The sequence below is a fragment of the Chloroflexota bacterium genome (genome assembly GCA_034717495.1).
Taxonomy (GTDB): domain Bacteria; phylum Chloroflexota; class Anaerolineae; order JAAEKA01; family JAAEKA01; genus JAYELL01.
This window is the reverse complement of record JAYELL010000058.1, coordinates 3,499-20,253: the sequence shown is the minus strand read 5'-3', so window position 1 is coordinate 20,253 and position 16,755 is coordinate 3,499. Positions and strand designations below refer to the sequence as shown.

The following is a 16,755-nucleotide window of genomic DNA, read 5'->3' as shown; positions in this document are numbered from 1 at the left end:
TTGCATGGCGTTCACATCCACTCAATTTATTTTCATTGTCATCAGCCTTTTCACAGTCGGTTGTGGTTTCCTGGTCGTGGTGAGCAGAAACCTGTATCATGCCGCTTTGTGGCTGATTGCCACCTTCTTCGGCGTGGCGGCGCTCTATGCCATGCTGGAGGCCGAATTCCTGGCTGTCGCGCAGGTTCTGATCTACATAGGCGCTATCGCAACCTTGATCGTATTCGCAATTATGTTGAGCCGAGGAATGATGATGGGGCGGGTAAAAATGAGCAACTTCCAGTGGGGTGTCTCGGCCTTCACGGCAGGTGGCATTTTTATTCTTCTCGTGATCGTGCTCTTGCAGATCAACTGGCCTGTCATCGAGGACAGCGTCTCTCCCACTGCCATAGCTGATATCGGAGAAGCCCTGGTCAACAGCTATGTGGTGCCCTTCGAGGTGGTCTCGGTTTTATTGCTGGTGGCGCTGGTGGGCGCCATCATGATTGCTCGGGAGCAGTAAGTCATTATGGTTCCACTTTCCTGGTATCTGATCGTCGCTGCAGCGCTTTTTTGCCTGGGATTGTATGGTGCGCTTTCGCGCCGCAACGCAGTAGCAGTGTTGATGGGTGTGGAACTCATGCTCAACGCCGTCAACATCAACCTGGTGGCTTTTGACCGTTATATCACGCCCAAGGAGGTCACCGGACAGGTATTTGCCATCTTCGTGCTGGCTGTTGCCGCGGCAGAGGCTGCCGTCGGCCTGGCGCTCATCATAGCGATCTACCGGTCCCGCGACACAGTAAATTTGGAAGAAATCGATCTGATGCAGGGCTGATGCCCTGTTGGTGGATTGAGCGGGAGTGTCCAAAGATAGCACGATTGGCACACCGTCCCTGTCGATCGGTCTCTGGTTTCGAATGGCCACAGAACAACTGCATGGCACCGTCGAGGAACAGGCGGATCAGCTTTACGGGATGGCTGAAGAAGCCATGGAAGAAGGACGTTTCACCGGCGCAGTTCGATATTTCGCTGAAATCGAACGAGCATTGCCTGGCTATCGGGATGTGCCGCAGCGTCTGGCTTCAGCCAGACGGGCCAGGAATGAACAACGCTTTTCGCTGTTTGGCAGCCTGCTGGGTGCGATGCTACTGATCGTTCTGGCACGCATTCTCAATGCTTCGAGCGAGTGGGTTTTTCTCGCTGCAGGCGCCATTGGGTTGATTTTAGGTTTCGTTCTCAGTCAGCTGATCTACTCGCTCACGGCAGGCCGCTCAGGCGCAACGGCCGACGAGTAGGCATCGATATCTCACGTATCATCGAATGCACCCCGAGGTGGTTGCATGACCAATCTCATCTACCTTATTCCACTAATACCATTCCTGGCGTTTTTGGCGATTCTCCTCTTGACGAAAAACAACAAGAGAGGTAGCGCCCTGATCGCCATTGTCTCGATGGCGGTGACGTGGGTCATCTCGTGGACGGTCATGATACGGGCTTTCGGCACCGAGCATTTCTACGAGCATCCCCTTCAGTTGCCTATCTACAGCATCCCGACCGGGTCTACTGAATTGCATCTAGGGTACATGGTGGACTCGCTGACGGCCGTCATGCTGTTTATGGTGCCGCTCGTGTGCCTCATGATCTTCATCTATTCGTGGGGCTATATGGGAATCGGCTTGCCCTTGGGACTGGGCGACAAACGCGGGTGGCCGGCCAGCACCGATCATGTAGATCCTCTGGCAAGCCGGTTTTTTGCCTACATCTCCCTCTTTGCCACCGGCATGTTGGGATTGGTTCTGGCGGACAATCTGGCGCTTCTCTTCGTCTTTTGGGAGATCATGGGCCTTTGTTCCTATTTGCTCATCGGTTTCTGGTTTGCCCGCAAGTATGACGACCCCGACAGGATTACGCCGACACAGGCGGGATTGAAGGCCTTCCTGACCACCAGGGTGGGCGATGCCATCATGTTTATCGGCATGATGTTGCTCTACGTGGGTGCAGCTCACCTGACCGATGGCCAGGCGGGGCTGACGTTTACGGCACTCTTTCAGCCGGAAGTGCTGGCGGGCCTGGCTTCCTTCAAGGTACCACTGTTGGGCTCTCTGGCCACCCTGATCGCCATTCTGATCTTCTTTGGCGCCATTGGCAAATCAGCCCAGTTCCCGCTACACGTCTGGTTGCCCGACGCTATGGAAGGTCCCACACCGGTCAGCGCCCTTATCCATGCTGCCACCATGGTTTCCGCCGGTGTCTATCTGATCATCCGCATGTATCCTCTCATGGTGGCAGGCGGCCATACGTCGCTGACATTCATCGCTCTGATCGGCGCTACGACGGCATTGATGGGCTCGATGATTGCCGTGGCACAGAACGACATTAAACGGGTTCTCGCTTATTCAACTATCTCGCAGCTGGGGTACATGTTTGCTGCGCTGGGCATAGGCGCCTATGTGGCGGCGACCTTCCATCTCCTGACCCATGCGTTCTTCAAGAGCTTGCTCTTCCTTGGCTCCGGCTCCGTGATCCACGGCATGGAACATGGCGAACACCACGTTCACGAGCACGGCCAGCATGAGGTCGAGGGCTTCGATCCCAACGATATGCGTTTCATGGGCGGGCTGAGAAAGAAGCAGCGTTGGACTTTCCTCGCCTTTCTTGCAGGTGCCCTCGCATTGTCTGGCTTCCCAATCCTGACGGCAGGCTTCTGGAGCAAGGATGAGATCCTGGCAACGGCCTGGTATAGCTGGCGATCGGTGGCCGGACAGGATTGGCTGGAGTTGTTGGTGTTTGTTGTATTGGCTGTATCGGCGTTCCTGACAGCCTTTTACACAGGGCGTCAGGTGTTAATGACCTTCTTCGGCAAACCTCGCACCGAGTCTGCGGACCATGCTCAGGAAAGTCCTCGTTCCATGACCATTCCCTTGCTGATCCTGGCCGTGTTTGCCATTATCGGCGGTTTCGTCGGCATCCCGGAAGACTTCCCCGTACTGGGCCCGGCCTTCCAGGACAATCCCGTCGAACGATGGTTGGGTCATTTTGCCGAAGATGCCCTCGACTTGCATCTTGTGATCCCGGAGTTCAGCTGGGCGCCGGTAATTATCTCGATCATGTTGGCGCTTGGAGGACTGGGGCTGGCCGTGTGGGTCTATGGACGGAAGGGCCATGGATGGAAGGTGACCGATCAGTTGGATCCGGTCGAGGTTGCCATGCAGCGGGTCCACCTGGGTGGGCTCTATGAGGCCATGCGCCAGAAATTCTACTTCGACGAGCTGTACAACGCCACGGTGGTGCGGTTTGCCAAGTGGTTCGCATCGTTCTGTGCGCTGTTCGACCGAATCGTTGTCGATGGCGTGGTCAACGCGGTGGGTTGGTTCGGTCGAACAATTGCTTACCTCTCGGCGATGTTCGATAAATATATCGTCGATGGCCTGGTCAATGCCGTGGGCTATGTTGGGAATTGGGCTGGCGGCGTGCTTCGTCTGGTCCAGACCGGTCAGGTTCAAACGTATCTGTTGGTTGCCGTTCTTATGGTTCTGTTCCTTCTTGCCTTGTTTGTCGTGCAGGTAGTCGGTATTGGCATAGGTTAACAGTGGTTTCGGAGTCAAAGTAGCAGGGCACAACCTCTCGCCATAGTCAGTCACCGGGCTGGCTAAAATCGAGGAGACGAATACATGGATTCTTGGGTCCTCACACTCATTACATTAACACCTCTTGTGGGTGCGCTTACCATCCTGTTCATAAACAAGGAGAGCGAGCGTACGATAAAACGGATCGCCGTGGCGGTTAGCATCATTCCACTGTTGCTGTCTGTCTGGGTGTTTGCCGATTATTGGTCAAATAACATCCAGACCGGCATAGGTGGCATGGCTTATGTCGTCGACATCGATTGGATTCCCCAACTGGATGTCGGCTACACGCTCGGCGCCGATGGTCTCAGCATACCGTTGATTTTCCTGACGACCTTGCTCTCATCCCTGGGCCTGTATTATTCCAGTTTCGTGGTCAAAACGCGTGTCAAGGAGTTCTTTTTCCTTTTCCTGTTGCTGGAAATGGGCATGTTGGGCGTGTTTGTGGCCCTGGATTTTGTGCTCTTCTATGTCTTTTGGGAGATTGGGCTGGTCCCCATGTTTTTCCTGATCGGAATATGGGGGCGGCCGGCCGACCGGCCCCGCTATGCAGCCATCAAGTTCTTCCTCTACACGTTAGTGGGATCGGTGGCGATGTTGTTGGCGATTCTGGGGATATATTTCGAAACGGGCACGTTCAACATGATCGAGGCGGCCATAGCCCAGCCCTGGGCGGATAACCTGGTCATCGCAAGCCTGGCGTTTTGGGGCTTTATGTTGGCTTTCATGATCAAGGTGCCAAGCTTTCCCTTCCACACCTGGTTACCGGATGCACACACGGCAGCCCCGACAGCGGGATCAGTTATTCTGGCTGGTGTGCTGCTGAAGCTGGGTGCCTACGGCATCATTCGCATCGTGTTGCCCACCTTCCCCACGGCCTTCAGCTACTGGGCCCTTGCCATCGTGATCCTTGGTGTAATAGGCATCGTCTATGGGGCTTTCATCTGTATCGCGCAGACCGACTTGAAGAGGCTCATCGCCTACTCATCGGTGAGCCATATGGGCTACGTCATGCTGGGTCTTGGCGCGGCGGCCTATGGCATCAAGAGCATCGATCAGTATGCCGAAAGCATGGCTATGGCGATCAACGGCGCGACCTTGCAGATGTTTGTTCATGGCATCATTACGGGCGGCTTGTTCTTCCTGGTTGGTGTGTTGTATGAACGAGCCCATACTCGAGACCTGGGTCGTTTTGGCGGTTTGAGTTCCAAAATGCCCTACTTCTACGCAATCATGATGGTGACTGCTTTCGCCTCTCTTGGACTACCCGGATTGGCAGGCTTCTGGGCAGAATTCTTCACCTTCCGGGGCGCCTTCGATATCGTGAGCGTCTGGGCGGCCATCGGTGTCATCGGAATCGTGGCCACTGCTGCCTATATTCTCTGGCGAATCATCCAATCGGTCTTCCTGGGCGAATACGATCCGGAGAAGATCGATCATTGGACCGATCTGTCCGATGGCGAGGAGAAGCCCATGCCTACCGATATGCTGGGCTTCGAGAAGATCACCATGTGGCCGCTGGTGATCCTGATGGTCCTGATCGGGATCTATCCGGTGCCACTTTTGGATTTCTTTAATTCGGCTTCGACGAATCTCGTGGCCACTTTATCCGCGGTAACCATCGCCTTGCATTAAGACGAGGAGGATAGATTGACTGTCGATACCCTCCGCTTTTTACTTCCGGAAATCATATTGATCCTGGCCGCCATCATTGTGGTGGTGGTGGATTTGGTGAACGGTCGTCGTACCAACGATCGGACACTGGCAGCGATCGCTGTTGCAGGTCTGTTGGCGGCAGCTTTGGCGGCCTTCACGTTGACCGGTCTGGACCCCACGTCGGTGACCGGAACCGTGGCAATCGACGGTTTCGCAGTCTTTTTGAAGGTCGTTGCGCTGGTTGGGGTCGCGTTGGTTGTCCTGTTATCGGTGGAGTATCTGCCTAAACATAGCGACAATCGGGGTGAGTACTATGCCTTCTTGCTGGCGGTTGGCCTGGCGATTTCGGTGGCAGTGGGTGCCAATGATCTGATTTTGATCTACATCGCTCTTGAGTTTCTTTCCATCACCTCCTATATCCTGGTTGGCTATCTCAGGAACGACGCGAAATCAAGCGAAGCATCGGTCAAATACTTCATATACGGATCTGTTGCCTCGGGCGTATTGCTTTACGGCCTTTCGCTTCTCTTTGGCGCCACCGGATCCACAAACTTGCTGGCTGTTTTTGAGGCCCTGTCCGGGCAGGGATTGTCGGAGGGCATGCGCTGGCTGAGTTTCACCTCTGTCGCGTTGCTGATCGTCGGTTTTGGCTTCAAGATCAGCTTGGTGCCATTCCATCAGTGGGCGCCAGATACCTACGAGGGTGCGCCCACACCGATCACCGGCTTCCTTTCGACCGCTTCCAAGGCCGCCGGGTTTGCTTTATTGGTGAGGACCTTTGTCGTAGGCCTGACTGTGTTCGCCATCGATTGGATAACATTGTTGGCGGGCCTCAGCATGGTGACCATGACCTTCGGCAATCTGGTTGCTCTCCGGCAGACGAATATGAAACGGCTGTTTGCTTACTCATCTATCGCCCAGGCCGGCTACATTCTGATGGGTCTGGTGGCCATACCACAGGTGAAGTTCGGGCTAATGCCGTTTTCCGAGTTTACCTTCAACGGCATCAATGGCATTCTGATCTATCTATTCTCCTATCTGTTTACAAACCTGGGTGTCTTCGCCGTCGTGATTGCCGTCGAGAATCGCACTGGAAAGGTCGAGTTGAAGGACTATGCAGGGCTGTTTTACCGCTCACCGTGGCTGGCTTCACTGCTGCTGCTATTCCTGCTATCACTTACCGGTATTCCACCAACACTCGGATTCTGGGCTAAGTATTTTGTCTTTGGTGCCGCTATACATGTAAAATTCTATGCCCTGGCTTTCGTCGGCTTGATCAATGCAGCAATAGCCGCAGGGTACTACTTGAATATCGCTCGCTATATGTTCATGATGGATCCGCAAGAGAAAGAGAAGATATCTATTTCGCCGATCCTTGGTGTGGCATTGGCCGTTTGCGCGCTGGTTGTGGTCGTAATTGGCATTCAACCCAGGTGGTTGATCGAATGGGCCAGCGAATCTGCCACGTTTTTGACGTCGATGTAAAAGGGAAACAGGGAAACAAGTAGACAGGGAAACAAGTAGACAAGTAGACAGGGAAACAAGTAGACAAGTAGACAGGGAAACAGGGAAACAAGTAGACAAGGACCAGGGAAGCAGGGGAACAAGTAGACAAGGAAACAGGGAAACAAGTAGACAGGGAAACAAGGAAACAAGTAGACAAGGACCAGGGAAGCAGGGGAACAAGTAGACAGGGACCGGGGGAATAGGTAGGCGCCAGGCCAGCCGAAGGGTTCGACCGCGTGGCCTGCATTTTTCCCCCTCCCAAACTGGGAGCCCTTCGCTGCCGCTCTGGGGGCTGCGCACGGGGCAGGGGGGTGGGTCAGACCCGCAACCTGCCTCAGTAATGTGTATAGCTGCATGCACCTCCGATAGCTTTCTTGCTTCGAAAATAAGCGCTTTTCCTACCTCACGGATCGGCGTCCGACAGGTCCGCAATCGACCGATTGCGGACCTGTCCGTCTACTGATCCCGAGTCAGAGCAGGAGACGGGCCTGGAGCAAAGGCCAACTTCTGAGATGACCTGTCCTGCCTGCGGTCAAGTCATGCAGTTGGTGAGCACCTTGCGGCTCAGAAGCCGCTATCCTCCCGAGGAACATGATTTCATGGCCTTGCTCTGAAGCAATATGAATATATTGCCGGAAAGCCATACGTATGTTATAGTCTCAGTATGGCTTCTCGACAACGCACAGAGTTTGAATGGGATACCAAAAAAGACCTCAGCAATCGGGAAGAGCATGGGGTTTCGTTCATCATCGCCCAGTACGCTTTCATTGACCCAAACCGTGGTATTTTGGAAGATGTGACCCACAGTACAGAAGCGGAAAAGCGATATTATTGTTTGGGAAAGGTGGATGAGGGTATTAACCGTGCGGTTCACGTATCGAGAGCATCGAATTCGGATATTTGGAGCAGGTTACTGGCGAAGAGGTAGGCGAGGATATGAAGAAGAAAACCAACTATAGTGATGGCCCAATAGGAGAAGTGAGAGTAGTGAAGGATTTCTTGCCGCCGCCGGAAGAGTTAGCGTTTCGGGAAGAGACGGTGAAGGTAACGATAGCCTTAAGTAAAGCGAGTGTAGAATTCTTTAAGCAAGAGGCGGCAAAGCATCAAGTTCCATATCAGAAAATGATTCGACGATTGTTAGACGAATATACGCTACGGCACGCTGGATGACATAGAAATCCAGTGAACGAAGTTGGACCAAAAAAGTTCATCTCATGGAGGACCAGCGGGACTTTGTGGCGGCTCCTGGCCCGATAGTTATCCAGCCGCAGCCAACACTGACCTTGTGATGTCGATCGTCACTTTTTCTTCCCTGCGCTCAGCCACGTGCTGTCCCGGCCTGGTTATCCGAAACGTTATGTTTTTTGCAGTACATAAGAATTTGATCTTAAAGATAAGGAGATACATACATGGCTCAATACATTATTACTTACCTGGGCGGCGATCAGCCATCTAGCCCAGGGGAAGGTAAGCAACATTTTGCGAAATATAAGGAATGGTTATCTTCGTTGGGCGACTCAGCAGTTAGTCCTGCAAATCCGTTTAAGAATACGAGCACAGTAAATTCTGACGGTACTGTCACCACAGGAAGCACTTCATCGATGTCTGGTTACACTATTATTGAAGCTGATTCAATGGAGACAGCACTGGAGATTGCAAAAGCTTGCCCATTTCTTGATATTGGCGGTTCACTTGAGGTGTCAGAGCTAATACAGATGCCAGGCTAAAAATAAACATAACAATCGCATCACCCGGATCGCCAAAAGCAGAGCGAGGCACGAGAGGCGCTTTTTGCGGGCGGAAAATGACCAGGGGCGGTCTGGCAAGGCATCTGCCCGCGTGCTCAGAGCGCCAGGAAGCTATTGAAAAGGCCAATCAAAAGCCTGGCGAAGAGGAATGGCTGTATCATTTGCAGGTGCAGGACGCCTGGCAGGGGAATTACTGGCTGCATCTGGAGATGAGAGGCACGGCGACGCTGGCGGATTTGGATCTCTACCTGCGAGCCATCTGGCTGGAGTGCTGCGGGCACCTGAGCCGGTTTTCTGTGGGCGACTGGCGTGGCAAGGAGATATCCAAGAGGAGGCAGGTGGAACAGGTATTCTGGCCCGGGGTGGAGCTAACCCACATCTATGATTTTGGGACCTCATCGGAGACGTTGGTCAAAGAGGTGGCCGTGCGGGAAGGCAAGCCGCTGACGGTGCATCCGATCGTCTTGATGGCACGGAATGGGCCACCGGAGGCGGAATGCATGGAGTGTGGGCAACCGGCGTCGTGGTTTTGCATGGAGTGCCTGTACGAATACGATGAGGCGGGAACGTTGTGTGATGAGCATGTAGAGGAACACCTACACAGGGCGTACGGAGAGCCGATGCCGCTTGTGAATTCTCCGAGGATGGGAATGTGTGGATACGAGGGGCCGGCAGAGCCGCCGTACTGAGGCAGGCTGCTACCAGACCCCTCGCTGTGACAAAGGGAAAAAACAATGAACAATGCTGCTTCACCACTGCCTATTCGTCCTCGCTCCCTGTCGCGGGCTGCTGTCGTTATCCTGCTTAGCCTGTTGATGGCTGGAGTTACGGCGACCCCTCCCGCGCATGGGCAGGAGGACCCCTTTTTCGGCCAACGGGTCATCTCGCTGGCGGTCCATCCCGATCTGCCAGAGAGGGTATTTGCCGGCACGCTTGCCGGTTCCGGCCAAAACGGCTCTGTCCTGCGCAGCCAGGATTCTGGCCGTTCCTGGAAAGAGGTGACCCCGGGAGCTGCGCAAAACATCCATGCCTCCTTCAGCGCGCTGGCAATCGATCCCTCTGATTCCGACAGGATTTGGTTGGGTGAGGGCGTCACTGGACGGCTCTGGTCCAGCGATGATGGCGGCGATTCGTGGGTAGAAAGGGCGCTAACCGAGCAGCTCAGTGCCCGGTCGGGAATTGGAGCCCTTCTGGTGGAGCCAGGGTTGGCGGGATCGATCGTGTGGGTCGGTACCAGGTTTGATGGCGTTTGGCGCAGTGATGATGGAGGCCAGACCTGGCGCAACGCCAGCGATGGGCTGAACAGTGAGAATGCCCTGACAATTCGCGCCCTGGTTGCGACTCCCGATGGCCGGCTCCTGGCGGGTACCCACGCTGGACTCTTTGTCCGCCCGGCGGAGGGTGCTCTGTGGGAACGGGCGACAGATGACCTGCCCGCCGATGCAGTGGTTCTGACGGTGGCCCTCGATCCTGGCGCCCCCGACAGTGTCTTCTTTCTTGGTACCAGCAGGTATGGCGTATGGCGCAGCAATGAGGGCGGCCAGACCTGGCAACCGATCAACCAGTCCCCCTTGAGGGACGATACATTCGCTTCCGCCCTGGGTACCGCCGTCGAATCGAGCGGGCGCAGCGTTCTGTTGCTGGGTACCGACGAGTCGGGTTATCGCACTGGCAACGGTGGACGGGATTGGCAAGCCATGGAGAGCGGGGACCAGCCGTGGACCACTGGCGCCGACGCGTTTGCTTCAGTTGGGGATAGCGTCTTCGCCGGCACCCAGAACAGCGGGGTCTTGATCAGTGCCGATGCCGGTAACAGCTGGTCCTTGGGCAGCGCCCCGCAGCCTGCCACGGCCACCGCGACCACAATCCCTTCTGACACACCTATGCCCGTGCCCACGAACACACCAACCCTCGCTCCAGCGCCTTCTCCGACAGCCGCTGAGGTGATAACACCGACTGACACGCCTGAGCCGGCCTCCACGCCAACTGCGGAACCCACGGCCATTCAAGTCGTGGAGGAGACGGCGTTGGCCACGCCCGAGTCCCAACCTGAGGATGAGGATACACTGCCATCTCTACCCGTGGCTTACTGTGGTGGCATCCTGGCGCTGTTGTTGCTGGCGATTGCTGCCTTGGGCATCTCTGTCCATCGCTCTTCCCCAAAAACAACTGGGAAACCGGGGGAAAGGCTGCCGGATGACGGGATACCGCCAGATGAATCAGAACCCAGGCCGTAGCAGTCCATGACCCAATCTCTGTTAACTCTCCTGGATTCCTTGCCCGATGTTGAACCGGTTTCACATGCGCAAGGTGTATCAATAGAAGCAGTCACAGCGGATTCCCGCCAGGTAGAGCCAGGTGCGCTTTTTGTTGCCGTGCCAGGCGCCACGGTGGACGGACATCGATACATCGAGGATGCCATCCGTCGGGGTGCCGTGGCGGTGGTTGGAGAGGCCGATCTCACGCCCATGGTTGTTCCCTATTGCCGGGTTTCCGATTCCCGCCAGGCACTGGCAAGCCTTGCTTCCGTCCTACATGGCCATCCGAGCCGCGCACTCAGGCTGGTGGGCATAACCGGTACCGATGGCAAGACCACGACCGCCAATATTATCCATCATCTGCTGGAAGCGTCCGGCATGCGACCAGGAATGATCAGCACGGTGGGCGCTCGTATTGGCCAGAAAAAGCTCGACACTGGCTTTCATGTGACGACACCTGAGGCGCCTGATGTGCAGCGTCTGTTGGCCGAAATGGTGTCCCAGGGCTGCGACAGTGCCGTCATGGAAACAACCTCCCATGGACTGGTTCAGAAACGGGTTGCCGCCTGCGATTTCGATGTTGCGGTCATTACCAATGTCACCCACGAGCATCTGGATTATCATGGCTCGTGGGATGACTACATGGCCGCCAAGGCGCAGCTTTTTCACAGTCTGGCACAGGGTGCTCGCAAACCTGTCCAAGGACCAGCTCTGCAGTCCAAAGTGGCTGTGTTGAATGCGGATGACCCATCCTTTGAGCATCTGCGCGGCATCCCGGCGGATCGTTTGCTGAGCTACGGCATCGAGGAGAAACAGGTCGATCTGCGGGCTGAAGACATCAGCACAGATGGTGGAAGCCTGGTCTTTTCGGTTCGCGGGCCTGGTGACAGAGCGTCAGTTCGTGTGCCGCTGGCTGGACGGTTTAACGTGTATAATAGTCTTGCCGCGCTTGGCGCGGGATTGGGCCTGGGCTTGCCCCTGGATCAGCTTCTTGACGGCCTGGAAACGGTGCCGGGCATTGATGGCCGCATGGAAAGAATCGATCGCGGCCAGGATTTTCTCGTCATTGTCGATTTCGCCCATACGCCTGTTTCCCTGGAGAGAGCGCTGCGGGCCGCGAGAACGATGACCCCGGGACGCGTTATCGTTGTATTCGGCAGCGCCGGTTTGCGTGATGTGGAGAAACGCTGGCTGATGCCCCGGACCGCCGTCCAGCTGGCCGATATCACCTTGCTCACGGCTGAGGATCCTCGCAGCGAATCGCTGGAGATGATCCTGGAGCAAATGGCCGAAGGGGCCTTGCAGGGTGGTGGTGTGGAAGGGCGCGACTTCTTCCGGATTCCTGACCGGATCCGCGCGATTTGGTGGGCTGTTCGGGAGGCGACGGCAGGAGATACGGTCATTGTCGCCGGCAAGGGACACGAACGGTCAATGTGTTTCGGCAACGTGGAGCACCCATGGCGCGACCAGAATGTCCTGGCGTGGGCCGTCGCGCAGCGCCTTGGTGCCTCGGAGCCGCCGCCATATACCCTGCCAACAACTGAGGGAGAGCTTTTTGATTTCAATTAACTCGCGAAGAATGACCAGTCTGGCAATGCTGCTGATCATCATCACAGCTGTCCTCGCCGGGTGCAATCTGGAGCGGGAACGCACCTTCAAGCTGAATGACGATTGGAGCCGGGGCAACCGCATTGGTACTGCCTCCATCCGGCAAGCTGTCGGCATTGATGGTGACGATCAAGGTACCTACATTATGTGGGCCGAGCGCCAGGAGGAGGGCAATCGCCTGGCGGTGTCCCATCTCGCGGCAGATGGGACCGTCATTTCGAAGACTGTGGTGCCAATCTCGACGCTGTTTCCCCGACGACTCCAAATCGTTGCCGGGGATGTTCTTCACAGCTTCGCGGTGACCCGCCTCCAGTCAGGAGATTCGGACGGCGTCTACTATTTCCAACTCGGCAGGGATGGGCAGATAGTGGAGGGACCGCAGCGCCTGACGATGCCGGAGCAAAAGAGCGCGGTACTCTCGGTGTCGAAAGCCCCCGATAACACCATGCATCTGGTATGGGATGTCGTCGAAGGGCCTGGAAAGGGGGTCTACTATCAGCGCCTGTTGCCTGATGGCTCGTTCGATGGTTTTCCTCAGTTGATCGGGCCCGACGGGGAGCAACCGACCGGGGCGGTGGACGAAAAGGGTGTTTTCCATGCTGCCTGGATCACAGGCGTGACCCCGACCACCTACGATCTTCTGTATGCCAGCGTTGCGCCGGGCGCCAGGACGAGCAGTGAGCCTGTGCGGGTTGGCGATCTTCGAATCGCGATCTCCGATGTGACTTTCCCGCCAACTATGGCGGTGGACCCGTCCCATGTCTACATCCTTTGGTCCCAGGAACATCGGTCCGGGCTGGAACAGGGCACGGCTGAAACATTTTACGTTGCCTTTCCCAGGGGTGAGCCGGGTTTGAGGGTGCCTGAGCCTCTCCTGGTTTCCTCGGAAGCGGCCCCAGCCTACCGGGAAACGACAGAGTTTCCCCCATTGACCGAAATGGCCTATCCTGGCGAATCCACGCTGGGGACCACTTTCCTGGAGAATCCATCGGCTGTTGCCAGCCCGGGCGCAGAGTTTGCCATGGTAGTGGCGGACATGATGTTCGATTTTCGTTTTGATCCCCGGCCCCAGACAGTGTTGCTGATTTTTCAGGATGGTCAGTTTGTTGCCTACCAACAACCGGCACGGACCCGGCATTACTCGCAGCAGATGCAGGGGTTCATGAGCGATGATGGAGAATACCATCTGGCGTGGGTGGATCTGGAGAATCTGGGACAGTATTCGGTGTACTATGCGTCAACCCGGGAGGAAGCCCGTGAGCTCTTGGCTCTGCGCACGTCAAACGATACGGCTCTCGATGCGATGGACGCCATGTGGGGCATGGCTTCAGGAATCAGCTTGCTTCCCCTGATCGCAATCATCTTGCTTCCGCTAATCATTGTGTGTGGCGTCTTCTATTTCACGGGTAACGACGACTCGATCAAGACAAGTTGGGCGGCTAAGCTAACTCTGGCGATTTCCATCGTGCTCTATCTTGGCACGAAAATCTTCATTCTGGCGGCTGTTGTTACCAGGCCACCTTTCTACCAGAGCGTGCCGGAATCGTTGCAGGGGATCTGGTGGCTGCTCATGTTCTTGCTGGTTGCTGCAGTGGCGGGATTGGCTACGTGGATATACATCCGGCGAAGTTCCCGACCCTATCTGCTCCGCGCTGTTTTTACCTTTGCCTTGACTGATTCGTTGCTCACCCTCTTGCTCTACGGCCCATCCTTCTTTGGTGATTAAGCCTAATACTGCTCACAAGCTGGATTCCCGCGTTCCCCGCGCCCACGAGGATGACTGCGGGAATGACGCCAAGCGACAACCATTGGAGTAGTTACGCCCGCGTGCACTAGGGGACGCGAGTGGTGGTGAGGCGTCGTTCGATTGCTTCGATACGCTCCTCGGTCCTGACGATTTCGCTGAACAGGTCAAGACGGTTGCGTACACCATACCGCGTCCGCCTGGATCGCAGGTACCGCAGTTTGGCCTTGAGAGATGCCATCTCGGTGTTCAATTCAGCTCGTTCATCGAGGCTATCCTGCTCTGATTTTTCGTCCAACCGCCGCGCGAAGCCCAAATGGGGATCCGATGATGAAGCATCCTCATCCCGGGGCGTTTCCTCCGAGTCCCGCGAGGGAAACTCAAAGATATGGCCATCTTCAGTGTGGAGAAAGAGTACAGGTGTAGCAAAGCTGCGGTGTCCCTGAAACCTGGTTGCCAACCTGCCGCGCGCATCTGTGATAGCCGCATCTACTTGCCCGGTGGTGTCGCAGCAGGTCAGGGCTCGATAGAAGGCCTGGGAGAATTCCAGCGAGGCGCTATCCAACACACTATATTGCATTCCGATCACGGCGGCAAAACCATTCCTGATCAGGTCAGGGGCCAAACCAGCCAACGATGTCACTCCTCGGACGGTCGCCGACCTGGCGCCACTTTCACAGGTGTTCAGAACGGCCAAACGCAACTGGTTCAGGGCATAGGGCTTCAACGAGCGGGCGAAAACGCCGCTGTCGAGCCAGGTTTCGCCGCCCGCAGCGGCGTTGAAGCGGACGAATGCCCGGCTTCCTCTGGAAACACCGTGGCCCACGAAATGCAGAATGTCGAATCCTTGCTCGTCATTCTGCAACGTATCCAGTAAACGGGGAAGCGGGACGATTTCATCCGGGCCGCCAAGGACGGTCATCAGTATCGTTGGCTGCGAATCCTCTTCCGGCTCGATCGCCAAACGAACGCGTTCGATCTCTGCTGTGGTGTCCAGGTCTGGTACAGCGGGAACAACCATCAGCATACGCAGGGGAAGCTCGGCTGCAAGGCTGCGAGTTCGGCCAAAGGTTGCATAGTGGCTGAGATAGCGTGTCAACATCGATGTCTGGTCGGTGGCGAATAGCCGCCCTGTCTGTGGGTGAAAGAGAAACTCCCACGGCAATGATACGATCGACGGATCACCGCTGCTCAGGCGAAGCCGCACACCTGTCTCCTGCGTTTCTGAGTATTGCAGGACCTTATCCAGGAAAATCCCCAGTTTTCCCCCAAAAAGTGTGTCATAGAGGGCACTGCCCAGGGTCTCCGCTGCTTCAATGCTGCTTCGCCGGACGGAGGAAGACTCGTTGGCCCATTGCAGCGAGCTGGCCAGGAGCTCGCTGTCGGTGTCGATTGTTCGGTGTTCAGTTTCTGTGCCCAGGGGTGGATAGTAGGCACTCACCGGATAGGACTCTCCGGCGATTTCGCCGACTGCAATGTCGAGGTTGATGATTTCCATCGGCGTCTCCTTCAAATCTGGCTGCCGAGCAGCCTGGCTTGAAATTGGCAGGGATCGGACCGTGAGAACCGACCATGCCCTTATTGTATATCGAGTTGTTAATGCTGAGAAGCGCTGAGCCCCCGTTCCATCACGGAAGCGCTTTGACAAGCCTCTATCGGCGCGGTACAATCTGATCTGTGGACAGTGATTTTCGTGACCGAATCAGCATAGCTGTCTGGGGTGTGGTCATTACCCTGGCAGCAAGTGCTCTCTTCTCCTTGCCTGGCCGGGATTCTGAAGTGATGTTGGGCGCCACTACGCTGGCGTTGCCCGTCGACCTGAAAATCCTCACGCCCCTGCTGCTTGCGCTGCTGGCTGGCACCGGTGCTCAAGCTGTGGTAAACGCTCACCCCCTTGTCCGTCAGGGCAAGATAGGACGAACGGGCCGTTTCTGGGCCTTGCCGATCGCCGTAACCGTGATCGGCGCCATGTTGCTGCCCACGATGCCTTCCCTGCTTTACTGGATCGTCGGTCTGCTGACCCTCGCCGTTCTCCTGAGCGGGGTCCTGGTCGCCATTTACTATAGCCTGGATCCTCATGCAACCGGCTACCGACGGGCACGAATCGTGCTTAACCTGACCTGTTATGCGGTCGCGCTGCTGGCTTTTCTACTTATTCCAGATACCTGGCGCGCCTTCGGCCGAAGCCTGACATTGGGCCTGATCGCCACCCTGCTTGCCCTGGAGATCCTCCGTGGCACCGAGAGCCGGGTTGCCTGGGTTAGCCTGTACGCTTCAATCGTTGGCGTAGTTGTGGCGCAGGTCACCTGGGCCCTCGTTCACACCAATCTGAGTACGCTGAGCGCCGGTCTCTTGCTTCTTCTGTTGTTCTATCTGTTGGTTGGCCTCTCCTGGCAGACATTGCTTGAGCGCCTCGATCGTCGAGTTGCTCTTGAATTTGCAGCTGTTGGCGCCGCCGGGCTTATCCTGATACTTGCCTTTGCTCCCTGATCTCGCTGCGATTCCAGCCTCTCAACTCAGCCCAATGACAAGTGAGACAGATTTTTTCCCGATTCCCAACCTGGACAGGGCAGAGGAACGCTGATTACGCAGACCTTCGGCGCAGATTCACGCTGATCTTTTCTGAT

At 56.1% G+C, this 16,755-nt stretch carries 14 protein-coding genes and 1 pseudogene; 14 read left to right on the top strand and 1 reads right to left on the bottom strand.

All coding sequences use genetic code 11. The annotated features are described in order from the left end of the window. Nucleotides 1-4 precede the first annotated feature (4 nt). From U9R25_11730 to U9R25_11670, 13 genes and pseudogenes are all read left to right on the top strand, one after another. The gene (locus tag U9R25_11730; GenBank protein ID MEA3336573.1) at nt 5-502 is read left to right on the top strand and encodes an NADH-quinone oxidoreductase subunit J; all 498 of its coding nucleotides are present in this window, start codon (nt 5-7) and stop codon (nt 500-502) included. Between the two features lie 6 nt (nt 503-508). Then, nucleotides 509-817 carry an NADH-quinone oxidoreductase subunit NuoK gene (gene nuoK / locus U9R25_11725; protein MEA3336572.1) on the top strand — a complete coding sequence of 103 codons (309 nt, stop codon included), beginning with the start codon at nt 509-511 and terminating at the stop codon, nt 815-817. 25 nt (nt 818-842) lie between these two features. Then, a complete protein-coding gene (locus U9R25_11720) occupies nt 843-1,277 on the top strand; it encodes a hypothetical protein (GenBank protein MEA3336571.1) in 435 nt (144 codons plus the stop codon). Between the two features lie 45 nt (nt 1,278-1,322). Continuing rightward, complete coding sequence (gene nuoL, locus U9R25_11715) at nt 1,323-3,569, top strand: NADH-quinone oxidoreductase subunit L (GenBank protein ID MEA3336570.1); 2,247 nt, start codon at nt 1,323-1,325, stop codon at nt 3,567-3,569. 84 nt (nt 3,570-3,653) lie between these two features. Continuing rightward, a complete protein-coding gene (locus U9R25_11710) occupies nt 3,654-5,243 on the top strand; it encodes an NADH-quinone oxidoreductase subunit M (GenBank protein MEA3336569.1) in 1,590 nt (529 codons plus the stop codon). A 15-nt stretch (nt 5,244-5,258) separates the two neighbouring features. Then, entirely contained in the window at nt 5,259-6,749 is a 1,491-nt protein-coding gene (locus tag U9R25_11705) for an NADH-quinone oxidoreductase subunit N (GenBank protein ID MEA3336568.1), read from the top strand. A 685-nt stretch (nt 6,750-7,434) separates the two neighbouring features. After that, a pseudogene (locus U9R25_11700) lies at nt 7,435-7,729 on the top strand (BrnT family toxin). Then, entirely contained in the window at nt 7,707-7,940 is a 234-nt protein-coding gene (locus U9R25_11695) for a CopG family transcriptional regulator (protein ID MEA3336567.1), read from the top strand. Before U9R25_11700 ends, U9R25_11695 begins: the two are co-directional and overlap by 23 nt. Before the next feature lie 239 nt (nt 7,941-8,179). Next, complete coding sequence (locus tag U9R25_11690; GenBank protein MEA3336566.1) at nt 8,180-8,497, top strand: YciI family protein; 318 nt, start codon at nt 8,180-8,182, stop codon at nt 8,495-8,497. 77 nt (nt 8,498-8,574) lie between these two features. After that, a complete protein-coding gene (locus tag U9R25_11685) occupies nt 8,575-9,207 on the top strand; it encodes a hypothetical protein (protein ID MEA3336565.1) in 633 nt (210 codons plus the stop codon). A 45-nt stretch (nt 9,208-9,252) separates the two neighbouring features. After that, nucleotides 9,253-10,755 carry a hypothetical protein gene (locus U9R25_11680; protein ID MEA3336564.1) on the top strand — a complete coding sequence of 501 codons (1,503 nt, stop codon included), beginning with the start codon at nt 9,253-9,255 and terminating at the stop codon, nt 10,753-10,755. A gap of 6 nt (nt 10,756-10,761) precedes the next feature. Continuing rightward, nucleotides 10,762-12,345: a UDP-N-acetylmuramoyl-L-alanyl-D-glutamate--2,6-diaminopimelate ligase gene (locus tag U9R25_11675; protein ID MEA3336563.1), complete on the top strand. Its 1,584-nt coding sequence runs from the start codon at nt 10,762-10,764 to the stop codon at nt 12,343-12,345. Next, nucleotides 12,332-14,110, top strand: coding sequence for a hypothetical protein (locus U9R25_11670; protein MEA3336562.1), 1,779 nt, complete (start codon nt 12,332-12,334; stop codon nt 14,108-14,110). The genes U9R25_11675 and U9R25_11670 overlap by 14 nt, the downstream gene beginning before the upstream one ends. A 106-nt stretch (nt 14,111-14,216) precedes the next feature. On the opposite strand, the gene U9R25_11665 is transcribed toward U9R25_11670, so the two are convergent. Further along, a complete protein-coding gene (locus U9R25_11665) occupies nt 14,217-15,626 on the bottom strand; it encodes a CHAT domain-containing protein (protein MEA3336561.1) in 1,410 nt (469 codons plus the stop codon). A gap of 179 nt (nt 15,627-15,805) precedes the next feature. Here U9R25_11665 and U9R25_11660 point away from each other — a divergent pair, with 179 nt between their 5' ends. Further along, complete coding sequence (locus U9R25_11660; protein MEA3336560.1) at nt 15,806-16,618, top strand: hypothetical protein; 813 nt, start codon at nt 15,806-15,808, stop codon at nt 16,616-16,618. The last annotated feature ends 137 nt before the right edge of the window (nt 16,619-16,755 follow it).